Source organism: Gemmata algarum, assembly GCF_034097035.1.
In the GTDB taxonomy this organism is placed as follows: Bacteria; Planctomycetota; Planctomycetia; order Gemmatales; family Gemmataceae; genus Gemmata; species Gemmata algarum.
The window spans coordinates 46,192-58,919 of sequence record NZ_JAXBLV010000244.1; the positions used below are offsets into that span (position 1 = coordinate 46,192).

The following is a 12,728-nucleotide window of genomic DNA, read 5'->3' on the forward strand; positions in this document are numbered from 1 at the left end:
ACCCCATGCACGCTCTCCTCCTTGCGGCGCTCGCCGCGACGCCCGCCCAGCCCCCGGCCGACAACCACGCCGAACAGAACTCGCTGTTCAAGCGCCTGACCGGCACGGGGCTGGAGGTCGGCGGCGGGGCGACGGCCAAGTTCCCGGCGCCGACGATGTCCGACGGCCTCTCCGCCGACAAACAGAAGGAGATCATCAAGGGGCTGATCGGCAGCGATTACAGTTACGACGAGTTCGTGCGCGACTCGCTGGTGGCGCCGCAACTGCTGCGGATTCGTGACGTGAAGCCGGCCGACCCGAAAGCCCCGGCCCGGGGGGTGGACGTGTGGTTCATCGCCTACGGTGACTTCAAGCGCCTTCAGGACGACAAGTTCCTGGACCGGTTTCTGAACGCGGGCAAAAGCAGCGGGGGCGGCAAAGGGGGGCCGTTGAAGCCCGAAGATCTGGCGAAGCGCAAAATCGAGATCAAGAAGGGCGACGAGAAGCGCGAGGGGTACGGCACGTTCGAGTTCGACTTCTTGGAGAAGGTGCGGCTGACCGGCACCGGGCACGCGGTCTGGAGCCGCAACGCCGACTCGCTGGTGGCCGCCGCCGAGATCGACCCGCGGTTCGCGGGCGACAAGGAGTTCCCGAACCAGTGGCGCGCGCTCGGCGGCGACAAGCCGGGGCCGGCGAACCCGTGGGCCGGGGCCGCCATGTATCTGAAAATCACGAAGTTGTCCGACCCGGTCGGGGCCGTGTTCGTGGAGCAGCACGTCATCTTCGCCGAACCGACCGGGTGGTTCGACGGCGCCAACCTGCTCCGCTCCAAACTGCCCATCGCGGTGCAACAGAACGTGCGCAACATGCGCCAAGAGTTCAAGAAGAAGTGACCCGCCGCCGGTACGAATGTGAGCAACAGCCGCTCTCACCTCGTCGAGTGGGGGGCGGCTTTTACCGTGGTGCTTGGTGCGGTCGTTAGCCGCCCGCTCTCCTACCCCTCGCGATTACGGCCGACATTGAGCGGTTATCGTTTGTGCGGCCGATTGTTGGCTTGCGTAATCTGCACAATCCGCACGATCGGATTGTGGTGACGAAAAGTTGTGCTTTTGAATCTGCTTCGCGCACATCTCTGGTCACGTCGTTGCCATCCTTTATTAACGCCGGATCGGGATTGGGTAGCTGACCGAACTGGCCCAATGTGCCGTTTTTCCCCAACTCTGGAGGCCGGGCCTCGCAGAGCCGTTGACGGTTGAGACGCCCGGCGCGTGAGTTGCATTAGGATTCGATCTTTGTCGGAGGATTCCGGCTCAAACTGGCGGCAGGGAGGGGATCATGTCGGCACCGGTGGGCTCGCTCGTACTTGTCGTGGACGATGACCCCGCGGTGCGGGCGGTTGTCTCATCAATGGTCACGCATCTGGGGCACACGGCGCTTGTGGCGACGTGTGGTGCCGAGGCCGTGGCCTTGGCAGCGGAGCACAACCCGCCCGCCGCCCTCCTTGATGTCTTGATGCCCGGCATGGACGGGCCGGCGACGTTGGACGCCCTGCGGGCCTGCGACCCCGGGATCCAGTGCGCGTTTCTGACCGGGAACTCCGGCGCGTACGGGCCGGACGAACTGCTCGGCCGCGGCGCGGTCACGGTGCTGGCGAAGCCGGTCACCCTGACCGCCCTCGGTGCAGCGCTCGAACTAGTGCTCTCGCTCGCGACCGTTTGATACCGGGCGCGATTGAATGGCGCCGATGATTGAACCCACCTCCCGCCGGTGGGCGGAACATCTCAATCTTGCGGCCACTATCCTTCGGCAGGGGACAGTGACTTTAAGTTCGTGGGGGGCGGTCGCGATACGGGACACCCGCATGCGACTCCGGTTGCTGACGCGGGTCTGCCGTCATGCGCGGTCGTTGCAGCGCCCACGGGGCGAGCCACGCCCGAGCCCGCCCAAGTGGGCGAGATCGGGGCGCTGTCATCGGGCGCGTGCGAGGTGCGAGAAGCCGCGCCCGGCCGTCATTTGGGGAACGTGATGCTGTCCAAGAACCGCTTCGCTTTCGCTGCGTCCAGTTTCCCGTCGAGTGCGTAAGCGCCGGCAATGTAACCGGTCGTCTCGTTGTGCGTCTGGCGACACGCGCAGAGATCGTCGGGGGTGTAAACGTGTTCCAGTGCGTCCCGGCCGCCCCAGGTGATCTTGTTTTGGGCGCTGAGCTTTGCCCCCTGCGCTGGCCCCATCACCGAGTCGGCCAGGGAGTTCAGCGCCGTCTGTCGGGCCGCGGCCGTCGTGCCGGGGACGAACTCGATCGCGAGTACCGTCAACGCGGCCGGCCCGTCGGTGATGCGGTGTATCCAGACGGACTGGAACGTCTGCTTTTGAGACGCGGTGAGGCGTAGGCTGCGCCGCGAGGTGCTCTTCACCGGCGGCACCTGCGCGGCGAAACTCGGGCCGAACCCTTCGCCGGACTTGTACGCCGTCCATTCGACCGGCTTCGGCGGCACGAGCGGCGGCGCGTTCTTGTCGAACGAGAAGCTGTCCAGAAATGCCTGCACGACGGACGGGCTGATCGCATCGTACACGGTCGGCTTCATGTCGCTCGGGTGCGTGGTTCTCTTGATGACGGCTATGTATGCTGCGTCGTTGCCGCACGTAATCCTGGCAGTGCTTGCCGAGTCCGGGTACGTGCGATCGATCGCATCGCGACCGGCCCAGGAGACGTTCTTGTCCGTATACACGGTCGGCTTGCCCACATAGACCGCTTGGAACCGGGCTAGCGCGTCTACGACTTTCTGCCGATCGGCCTCTGCGGTGTCCGGCAGGAACCGGACGACGCCGACCAAAAAAGTCGTGTCCAGTTCGTCCGCACGATACCACTCCAGCGACTTGATTTTGACACCTGCGGGCGCGGCGTCGTACGGCAGTGGGGGGACACGGTGAACGTTCTTGGGCATCGCGGCCCGGAACGCACCATCGGCCGGCCGGTGCTCGGCCCAGTCGGGCGCCAGCAGGCGGTCGAGCGGCCCGGGCTTGGCCGCGAGGATCTCGAAGGCCCCAAAAAACTGCTCGACCTCCTTGTCACGCGGCATGCGCGGGCTTTTGATGCCCGCCGCGTAAATCGTGTCGCCGGCCTGAACGTACCGCACGATCCCGCTGGTGCCGTACAGTTCGCGGCTTTTGCGCACGTCCATCCGGTGCTCCTCGCCCAGCGGCCAACCGCCGAAATCGACGCGCCGCCGGCCGTTGGACGAGTTCGGCACGCCCTGCTGCTGGACGAACCGGGCGACCCTCTCGCGCTGCGGGTACGTCGGTGCGGCGGCGAATCGCACGAAACCGGCGAAGTAGGTGCGCGTCCAACCGCCGGGGGCCTTGACCGTGTACTCGCGGAACTCGGTCGCCTTCGCCCCGTCGAGCGTGTCGGCGCTCATGGCCTTCGAGTCGCCCGGGAAGGCGGCCTTAAAGTTACCGGGTGAAGTGTACGCGGGCCAGACGTCGGGCGTCGCGGGGTCGGGATCGGGGTCCCCCGGGTCGCCGCCGAGGACCACGTGAGCGTCGAAGAACTGCGCCACGGCGTCCGCCGGAGGCGCCTGGTTCTGAGCCCGGTACCCGATCAGGTGCAAGGTCGAACCGGCCAGGTGCCAGCGGACGACGCCGGTGCTCCCGACGGAGTTGTACACGACCATCTTGTTCTCGTCCCACTCACGCCCGCCGACCGTGACCTTCGTTGTCATCGGCGTGCCGCCGAATTCCAACGGCGCGGCGCACAAGGTGGTCAGCCATTTCTTCGCGTCCTCGATCTCCGACGGGCGCACGTTGTCGGCGAAGCGGACGTAGCCCGCGAAGAACGAGACGCTCGGTTTACCCAGCGCAGAGCCCCCAGCCCGGTACTCGCGGATGTCGCTGGTCACCTTGACGTTACCGTTCGGCTTCCAGTCCTTTCGCTCGGGCGCGCCGGGGAACCGGGCCTTGAACACGTTACCGGGCTCCGTGTACTCCTCCCAGTTGTCGAGCGATACGGTCTCCGGCGCTGGGGCTAAGTGCGTGGCTCTGTAACGCTTTACGGCCCAGTAAACTCCGAACGCCCCGCCCCCCGCCATGAGCAGGAAAACAAGTAGGCAACCGACCAACAACCCGACTAGAGCGCGCTTCCTCTTGGGGGGGGCGTCGGGCTCGTCAGCCGCGTCGCCCGACCTCGGGCGACGCATTGCCCGCGTCGGCGTCGCGTCGCCCGCGTCGGGACCCGGGATCGGCTCGCCGCGCGGGCGAGCGGCGGCCCGTGTGGAGGGGCGCGCGATCGGCAGGGACGCGTCGTCGTCCACCACCTCGAACGCCGGGGGGGCGTCGTTCACCACCTCGAACGCCGACGGGGGGACCGAGCAGGCGGTCTGGCACTTCGGGCACTTCACCCGCTTCCCGGCGGCGGCGGCCGGGGCGTTCAACTTCGCCGAACAGTTCGGGCAACTAACGGGAATCGACATGAGGGCGTCCGAAAAAGGCAAGGGCGCGAACAATTAAGCTTACCTGCCGCCGGTGAACCAACCACCGGCACGGGAACAGGTGGAGCGGGAAAGCAAATGTGTGCTGGCGTTCAGGTGCGGCGACCGGTTGGGCTCTTGCTTACTCATTGACGGTGAATGTCGTGTGGCCGCCGATGAATACGAACTCGTCTCCGTTGATAAAGAATACGCACTCCATACCGACGGTCGACACAAACCTGTAAGTCGGCCGCGCGTTGAGGAACGCCGTCGCCACACGCTCAAGCCGACCGCGTGCCGCCACCCATTCCAGCTTGTCTGGTTCGCTACGACCGCGCAGCAACCGTTGCACGGCAGCCGCCTGAGATGTCAGATCCAGCAAATGGGACGAATCGCTCATGCGGACGAATAGTAAGCCCACCTGCGCCGCTGTCACCGGATGAGCGATGCGCCCCGAATCAGCCGGCGTCGTCAGAAGCCGTGACGGGGTTCGGCGTGCATTTGCGGCCCTGCGGCTACCCGTTGCAGCGGATCGACGGTGCCCACACCACCTGCCCACCTTGTGACACTGAGAAGTCGTCGAGGTTGACCAGCACCGGCGGGGGAAGTTGCTCCGCCAGCACGCCCATCACCCGGTGATACCACCGCTCCCACTCGTCGTCGGTACCGTGCCACGGTACGCCGGGCAGGCTGAGAACGCAGAACGAGCCCGGCCGCGGGGATCGGGCCAGAAGCCACCCAAGGAACTCCGCGCAAACGTTGTGAACATCGTTCCCAAATCCGCCGTTGGCTCTGGCTTCGAGCACCAACTCGGCGGGAGTGCGGGACCAAGAGCCGTGAACCGCCGCACTCGCCTGGCGCTCGGCCGGGCTGTGGAAGACGACCATGCCATTCACACACTGCTCCACATCCGCTGCCCTCGGGTTGCCGAAGAACAAACTTACCTGCACCGCCCGTCCCGATGAGTGATGCGTCCCCAATCAGCCAGATGGCGGTGTCGGGTGCATCGCCGGGTTCGGCTCGCGGAGCCCGCCTCAACCGCGTAGCAGCAGCAGGCCTCCGCAGGCCACAGCCGTTCCCGCTAACGGGAAGGTGACACAAGCGGCAGGCCACCAGAACGTGAGACCCACGTCCCACGATGGGACCAAGTGCAAGTTCATCAGGACGAAGTCCCACAGCATCAGGCCGACCCAACCGGTACCGACCACGATCAACACCGCATCGGCGACCCATCGGACAACCCGCTGCCACGAGCGAACCCGGCTCATCCGCACGCCTCCGGTTGCCGAACAATGCACTCATCTGCACCGCCACAACCGAGCAGCGATGCGTAACAAGTCAGTCGGCGGTGTCAGGTGCCGGGCCGGGTTCGATGCTACTTCTTGCCCAGCACCAAGTCCACCACCCAGCAACCGCGGACGTGCGGGCCGGGGCCGCGGCAGTGGTCAAGGATGTCCGCGCTGTCGCAGCCGGCATCTTGAAGCGCGTCAGCGAGAACCGGCATGGCGGAGAACTCACGCGACGCGTACATCTGCCGGGCGAGCGCTAACGCGTTCTCTGTGCGCCAGGCGGGATCGAAGGCGACCGGGCGGAACGGGTTGCCAAAGATGTCGAAAAGCAGCGGAACCTTTTGCTGTATCTGCTCGTGATCTGGAGGAACAAACCCGGCTTTGGGACTCATCGGGCGTTGTGGCGTTGGGATGAACTCATACCGCGCATCGGTGCTGGTTTCTTGAGCGACGCCGTAGGCACCGTGCGACCGTCTGTAGTCGTCCGAGGCGAGACCTCTTGCCGCCCCAATCGCGTGGAGCGCGCGAGCAGACAATTGCTGTGGATCGCCAAGCCCGCGGTAATGGGGTTCAAGGTCGGCGAACAAGGCGGGGGCGGCACCGGCTTTGAACTCCGCTTCGCTGATCCTGCCGTCGGCGTAGTCTTCCGCGAGTTCTACGAGCCGTCGCGCCGCGTCCCACTGGATCAGATCCCACACGTCCCGACAACAGGCGCACCCGAAGAGGATGTGTCGGCGATCTTCGCCGGGCCGGTCCCGTTGTTCGTCGAGCAGATACGCCACCATCCAGATGAGGTGCGGAGCCGCCAGCCATTCCGCCTCGTTGAGTTGGCGATCCTCCTGCACCCACACCGGCGCGTTCTTCTTCCAATCGGCTTGGTTGGTTTCCCCTTCTGCCTGCGCGGGCGCTGGAGCGGGCGGCTGTTGCAAGGGCGCGCCCTCGAACGCCGCAACGAAGTCCTCAAGCCGGACAGGACCGCCGGGGACGCGGGCCAGCGATTGCTCCTGCCAGTACCGAAGTCGCCCCGCCCGCCGAGCGTGGGGAACTGAAACGACGAGGCGGTCGTACTCCTCTGGCCCGAGGGATTCGAGAACGGTCCTGCGGAGGGAATCGCGGCGATCGGTATCCATCCACACGCCCTCTATTGCCGAACTGAAAGCTCACCAACCCGGCCGCGACTTCAGTGCGCGACCACGATGCGCACTGAGCGCTGGGAAGCAAACTACGTGGTCTGGTCCGGTGCCGCGCCGGGTTCGGCGTCTGGCTCGTCGCCCCCGCCCGGCCGCCGCGTCCCGAGCGACCACAGCACCGCGTAGGCGTCCCGCTGGAGCCGCAGCTCCCACGGGGCGCGGGGGAGGCCCGCTAGCCAGAGGAACGGGAAGTTCCACCACCGCCACCGGGACAGGTCGGCCGTGAACGAAACGAACAGCCCGCCCGCCTCCGGGTCGTGGAAGGCGCCCAGGGCGAAGCTGACCGGCCCGCGACGGCAGACGTACTCGGTGTTGCCGGTGGCCGGGTCCAACCGCCGCAGGGTTGTGCGGATGCCGGCCGCCTCCAACCCGGCAATAAGGGCCGGGAGTTGCGTTGCGGGCAACGACATCATCAGGGGCGCTCCCACCGCCGAAGCCCTCCGGGTGCCGAACCTGAAGCTCACCGGCCGCGCACCACGCGCCCGGTGTGACAAACAAGCTATGTGCAGCCGTCCGGTGCCGCTCCGGGTTCGGTGCCTGGCCCTTTTCCCCGTGCGCGGTCGTATAGGTCCCGCCACTCGACCCGCTGAGGGACGAGTTCCAGGTATTCCGCCCAGGACGCGAACTCGGCCGGCAGAACGATGGACCCACCTGCGTGTTCGTATCGCCACACCCGCTCCCGCGGGCTCTCCAGGTTGACCAGGATATGGTTGCCGCTTTCCGGGAACCCGCCGACCAGAATGAAGTCTGTCGGCCACGGGTCGCTGTCATCGCCGAACTGGACGTACAACGAGCCGTCTCGGACCTCCGCATTCCGCTGGACGATCTCGTCGGCCTCCAAGTACAACTCGATCGCGTCTGGGCACCGCGCCTTGACTGCCCGTAACTCGGCCGCGTGGTCCCGGAGGAAGTTACGGTAGTGTGCCGGGAGCGGAGCGCCGAGGGACGCCTCAATTCGGGCCAAATCCGCCTCCGTCATTCGCGCCTCCGCCGCCGAACGTACCGCGCACCTGCACCGCCACCACCGGATAAGCGGTGCGCCCCCCTTCAGCCGGCGGCGTCAGGCCCCGCGCCGGGTTCAGCGTCCGCCGGCAGGATGTCACCGATGTGCTGGCCCAACTTTACGGCCCCGACCTGGATGAGTTGCCGCAGTCGCCCGCTTGCGGGAGCGCAGACGTGCATCTCGCATTCCCATAGCTCACCCGGATCGGTATGCACCTCGCAAATTACGTCACCCAAGGCGACGATGTCTCCCTCTGGTGCTAACCACCTTGCCAACCTCGCCGACCACGCAGTCGTTACAGGGACACGGATTGGAGTCATGTGTCACTCTGCGACTGAATGAAAAATGAGCTCGCCTGCACCGCCATCACACGATGAGCGGTGCGTCCCGAATCAGCGGGCGGTGTCCGGTGCCGCGCCGGGTTCGGCCCGTCCGCTATCCCCATTGCTCGCCTCACGGTCCGTTGGCCCGCCCCGCCCGCCCCGCCGCGACCGACGGACCAGCCACAACCCGGCGGACACCAGCGCGACCGGGGCAGCACAGGCAACGACGCAGCACTGATAGCCCTGGTCCTTGGTGGTGCGGACTAGCTCCGGCCGGCCGTCCGGGGTGAGCTCGACCCGGTAGCGGAGGGTGATCTCGTCCGCGCCCCAGACCGGCACCGCCTCCTTGAACGGCAACTCCCGGACGACCGCTGCCGGCACCCGTCCGGCCGCCGCCGCCTCGGCCAAGGCCGCCGGCGTCGTGAACTCGGCCGCCGCGGCCCGCGGGACGATGACGAACTGGACACGGTCGATCCGGTCCCGATGTACCGGGACTGTGACCGGTTGGCCCGGCCCGAGCTCGACGGCTTCGGTCCCGAACCCCGGGCGGTGGACCAGGAAGACGTACCCCGGGAGCCGGTCGGCGGTCGTGATCAAGTGGGTGGGGCGGGCGGTCCGCACCCCCGGGAGGCCCATGTCGGCCCGTGCCGCGGGAGCGGCGACCGCCACCAGACTGACCACCGCCCACAGTACGACTCGCGACGCCACCAGTGCCCCTCACCCACAAACACACGTCGGCCGAATAATCAAACTCACCGGCCCGGCCGCGACACCAAGCCGCGATACGAACACTCGGCGAGTACCGGAAAAAGGGCTACGCCGCGGTGTCCGGTACAGTGGCGGGTGTCGCGTGGGAACAGTAGAGCGCACCTTCGGGCAGAATGAGCAAACGCGCGCAGACGCCCAACAGGTCATCTGCCCACGTCACGTACCCCGTGGACTCATGCACCGCGGTCCCGTCGGTAAGCCGGCATCGCACCTCGAACCTCTCCTCATGATCGATGCGGAATCGCGCAGAGGCGGACGCACCGGATGCCAGATCGCCAAACCGGATGGTCTCTCCGCCGACCGCGACTGTCAGGTCATGAACCCCTTGCCCGGATGAGTTAGTTACCGTCAGCCGGTTTCGGGTCGCCGCCCACACGTTGGCGACCGTGGCGACCGCGGCGACCGGTGCCAGGCCGATCATCGCCAACGCACACATCAACCGCCGCCGACACTGGCGCATCACTGCCTCCGTGGCCGAACGATGAGCTCACCGGCCCGGCCGCGACACCCGCGACCAACACGACAAACGGATGAGCGACACGAAACCGGACAACTGGCCGGGTCCGGTGCCGCGCCGGGCTCGGCCTAACGACCTGCGGCGACCAGTGCGTCGCGTACCCGGCTCGCGACAACTTCGTCATCCCACGTGGTGGCCCGGAGGTTTGCCACGATGTCGGCCGGGAGAGGGTATCCGGCCCGAACCAGAACGCGGATTGACATCGCTGCTTCACGCCGAACCTTTGGTACCGGGTCGCTCAGCAGTCCGGCGAGCGCGGGCAGTGCGGCGGTCGCGGCAGCATTCGGCTCGCGGGCTTCAGGAACGAAGTGCCGCAAGGCCTCGGCGGCCGCCGCCCGGTCCTTGGCGTCCGTGGCGACGAGCTGGCGGATGCAGCCGGCGACCGCTTCGTCCGGCGCGCCCGGTCCGGACTCTGGCACCTCGGCACCGATCGCCGCAAGGGCCGCGCGGACCTCCGGGTGGATATCCGCTACGTCCGACGGATCAACGTCGTGTTCGACCAGAAGCCGAAGCAAGCCTGCGGTAACCTCCTGCCGCTGCCGCTTGTTGCGGACGCGCGCTTGGATCAGCGGCCACACGTCCGCGAACAGCTCGGCTCCGGCTCGCCATGACATCCGCATTCCTCGCCTTGCCGAACGATGCCGCTCACCGGCCCGGCCGCCCTCCAGCGCGCGACCACGACGCGCCGTGAGCGCCGGGAGACAAACTACGTGGCCGGGTCCGGTGCCGCGCCAAGTGCGGCGTTGAACCTACTCCTTGCCGAGCACCATGTCCACCACCCAGCAACCGCGGACGTGCGGCTCCGGTCCGCGGCAGTGAGCGAGTGCGTCGGCGTCGGCGCACCCGGCGTCCTGAAGCGCGTCGGCTAGGATCGGTAGGCGGTCGAAGGAGCGATCCGCGTAGATGCCCCGGGCCAAGGCAAGCACGGTCTCGGACTGCCAAGCCGGAGCCAACGCCAACCGCCGGAAGGGGTTGCCGAACACCTCACGGATCAGGGCCAGTTGCTGCGCCTGCTCGGCCTCGCCGATCCACGCCCGGCCGCACGCCGGCGACCCGCGGACCGACCAACTCGCCGCGTCGAACCCGGTCCGGGCCAGCAGCGGGTGCCAGCCCGGGAACCCCGCCGGATAGCCGTCCGGCGGGACACCCGACTCGGCCCACGACTCGGCGAACTGCAGCGCCCGGGCCGCGGCCGGTGGGGGCTCGCCGTCGTTCGCCTCCGCCCAGCGCCAGAAAGCGCAGGCGAACAGGCGGAATCGGCGGTCGGAGCCGCGGCGGCGGACCCACTCCAGCAGCTTGCGGGGGTCGTCGCAGCGGTCCCAAGCATCCGCCGTCATCCGCTGCGTCTCCGGTGCCGAACGATGAAGCTCGCCTGCACCGCCCCCTCCCAGGGAGCAGTGCGTCCCAAACCACTTGGCGGTGTCAGGTGCCGCGCCGGGTTCGGCTCCTATGCACTCCGATCGGCTCGCTGCTGATCGTACCAGTCGGCGAGGTAGCACGCCGGCGGGTCGCTGCGGCACTCGGCGAATTGCTCGGGCGTGTACTGGCGGAACAGCACCTTGAGGGTGAACCCACCGTGCAGCACTCCGCCGGACACGTAGAACCAGTCGCTTACCCGGTCGATTGTGAACGGCACTCGGTCACCGCATGCGAGCCCGCGCAACCACCCGGGATCGTTGCACAGGGTTCCGGTCATGCCGTCGGGTCCGAACGTCACCTCGTTAACCCACATATGTTCCCCGGTTGTCGGGGCATGGCGACTCGGGAAGAAAACCTTGACACCGCAGTCCTCGACGGCGCGTGCCGCCCGCTCCAAGGCCTCGCGGTATTGGTCGAACGCCCGCTGCGCCACACTGACCGCAGTGGCCATCTCAGGGTCCGATCCGTCAAGCCAGAGGATGTTCGGAGTGTACGTCGTCGGCTTGTCCGCATCCGCCATCCGTGCGCCCTCCGGGTGCCGAACTTACAGCTCACCTACACCGCCACAGCACAGGCCGCGGTGCGTCCCAAATCCGCGGGCAGTGTCAGGTGCCGCGCTGGGTTCGGCTCGATGCTACTCCTTACCCAACACCAAGTCCACGACCCAACACCCGCGCACATGCGGACCAGGGCCGCGGCAGTGGGTGAGCAACTCGGCGTCATCGCACCCGGCATCTTGGAGCGCGTCGGCGAGGATCGGCATCGCACTGAAGTCGCGGGACTCGTACATCCGCTGCGCCAGCGATACCGCGGTTTCGGTCCGCCACGCCGGGGAAAAGGCAACCGGCTGGAATGGGTTCCCGAAGATGTCGCGGACAAGGTCCGACTGCGCCGCCGGTTCGCCGGTAAGGCCGGCCGCCTCTGCCGCGGTCAGCACTTCGAGTGCGACGCCCTCGGCAAGCTCGTGCTCATGGCAACCTCCGGCAACGGCGTTTGCGGCGCGCCCCCAGGCCTCGAACCTTTTGTCGTTCCGGCGGTCGGGGTGCTCGGCGTAGTACGCCACAACCTCGAACGCTTCGGCGTATGCCCTCTCCAAGTCGTCGGCTGTCGCGGCCCCGTCGGCGCACCGCTCCGTCGCGTCGAGCGCCTTCAGGCTTCTGGGATCAACGATTAGGTGCAAGTGGCGACGGCAACAAGCGACGCCGAAGAGGCGGCTCCGACGCTCCGGTAGGGCGTTGCGCTCATCGCCGCGCACAAAGCGCAGCATCCAACACGCATCTTCGCATTCCAGCCACTGCGCCTCGGTCAAGGTGCGCCTCGGGTTGCCGAACAGACCGCTCACCTGCACCGCCACCATCGGATGAGCGGTGCGTCCCGAATCAGAAGGCGGTGTTAGGTGCCGCGCCGGGTTCGGCCTCTTGGGCACTCCGTGCTGGTGCCGGGCCGCAGCGGTAGGTGCAGACAACACCGCAGTTAGTGCAGGCGATACACCCACCGCCCGGACCCGCGCTGTGGTTGGTGCGCTCCCCGCATTCGCTGCACGACCCGCTGAGCAATGGACTCGGCGGGCAGTAGTCCTCCGGCAACTCGCCAGCGTTCTGGAGAATCTGTTGCACCCCCAACAGCCGACGGTGCTTGAGCCGGACGAACTCCAGACGCGGAAAGACGCGCTCGACCAGCTCGGCGTTGGCCGTCTACCACGCAGACCACGGCGGGACGCTGAGCGGTGCAGCAAGGGCTTGTCGGAAGTACGCCAAGCATTCCTCCACCGCGAAGC

Annotated in this window: 14 protein-coding genes; 2 read left to right on the top strand and 12 right to left on the bottom strand. The window is 67.2% G+C overall.

All coding sequences use genetic code 11. From position 1 onward, the window contains the following. Nucleotides 1–5 precede the first annotated feature (5 nt). Nucleotides 6–872, top strand: coding sequence for a hypothetical protein (locus tag R5W23_RS31080; protein ID WP_320689737.1), 867 nt, complete (start codon nt 6–8; stop codon nt 870–872). A gap of 442 nt (nt 873–1,314) precedes the next feature. Next, on the top strand, nt 1,315–1,698 hold the full coding sequence (locus tag R5W23_RS31085; protein WP_320689738.1) for a response regulator: 384 nt from the start codon (nt 1,315–1,317) through the stop codon (nt 1,696–1,698). Between the two features lie 290 nt (nt 1,699–1,988). Here the strand turns inward: R5W23_RS31085 and R5W23_RS31090 are convergent, their stop codons facing one another. The 12 genes from R5W23_RS31090 to R5W23_RS31145 all read right to left on the bottom strand — a co-directional run bounded on the left by R5W23_RS31090 (nt 1,989) and on the right by R5W23_RS31145 (nt 12,218). After that, the gene (locus tag R5W23_RS31090; protein WP_320689739.1) at nt 1,989–4,445 is read right to left on the bottom strand and encodes a hypothetical protein; all 2,457 of its coding nucleotides are present in this window, start codon (nt 4,443–4,445) and stop codon (nt 1,989–1,991) included. A 139-nt stretch (nt 4,446–4,584) separates the two neighbouring features. Continuing rightward, nucleotides 4,585–4,842 (bottom strand): hypothetical protein, encoded by a 258-nt coding sequence (locus R5W23_RS31095; RefSeq protein ID WP_320689740.1) that lies wholly within the window; start codon nt 4,840–4,842, stop codon nt 4,585–4,587. 115 nt (nt 4,843–4,957) lie between these two features. Then, nucleotides 4,958–5,338: a hypothetical protein gene (locus tag R5W23_RS31100; protein WP_320689741.1), complete on the bottom strand. Its 381-nt coding sequence runs from the start codon at nt 5,336–5,338 to the stop codon at nt 4,958–4,960. 479 nt (nt 5,339–5,817) lie between these two features. Then, nucleotides 5,818–6,861, bottom strand: a complete 1,044-nt coding sequence (locus R5W23_RS31105; RefSeq protein WP_320689742.1) for a hypothetical protein — start codon at nt 6,859–6,861, stop codon at nt 5,818–5,820. 92 nt (nt 6,862–6,953) lie between these two features. After that, nucleotides 6,954–7,334 carry a hypothetical protein gene (locus tag R5W23_RS31110; protein ID WP_320689743.1) on the bottom strand — a complete coding sequence of 127 codons (381 nt, stop codon included), beginning with the start codon at nt 7,332–7,334 and terminating at the stop codon, nt 6,954–6,956. A gap of 86 nt (nt 7,335–7,420) precedes the next feature. Beyond that, nucleotides 7,421–7,900 (bottom strand): SMI1/KNR4 family protein, encoded by a 480-nt coding sequence (locus R5W23_RS31115; RefSeq protein WP_320689744.1) that lies wholly within the window; start codon nt 7,898–7,900, stop codon nt 7,421–7,423. Between the two features lie 416 nt (nt 7,901–8,316). Beyond that, nucleotides 8,317–8,955 carry a hypothetical protein gene (locus R5W23_RS31120; RefSeq protein WP_320689745.1) on the bottom strand — a complete coding sequence of 213 codons (639 nt, stop codon included), beginning with the start codon at nt 8,953–8,955 and terminating at the stop codon, nt 8,317–8,319. 106 nt (nt 8,956–9,061) lie between these two features. Beyond that, complete coding sequence (locus R5W23_RS31125) at nt 9,062–9,475, bottom strand: hypothetical protein (RefSeq protein ID WP_320689746.1); 414 nt, start codon at nt 9,473–9,475, stop codon at nt 9,062–9,064. A gap of 125 nt (nt 9,476–9,600) precedes the next feature. Then, nucleotides 9,601–10,146, bottom strand: coding sequence for a hypothetical protein (locus tag R5W23_RS31130; protein WP_320689747.1), 546 nt, complete (start codon nt 10,144–10,146; stop codon nt 9,601–9,603). Nucleotides 10,147–10,281: 135 nt separating this feature from the next. After that, nucleotides 10,282–10,869, bottom strand: a complete 588-nt coding sequence (locus tag R5W23_RS31135; RefSeq protein WP_320689748.1) for a hypothetical protein — start codon at nt 10,867–10,869, stop codon at nt 10,282–10,284. A 110-nt stretch (nt 10,870–10,979) separates the two neighbouring features. Beyond that, nucleotides 10,980–11,471, bottom strand: a complete 492-nt coding sequence (locus R5W23_RS31140) for a DUF2314 domain-containing protein (protein ID WP_320689749.1) — start codon at nt 11,469–11,471, stop codon at nt 10,980–10,982. A 114-nt stretch (nt 11,472–11,585) separates the two neighbouring features. Beyond that, a complete protein-coding gene (locus tag R5W23_RS31145) occupies nt 11,586–12,218 on the bottom strand; it encodes a hypothetical protein (protein ID WP_261187770.1) in 633 nt (210 codons plus the stop codon). Between the last annotated feature and the right edge of the window lie 510 nt (nt 12,219–12,728).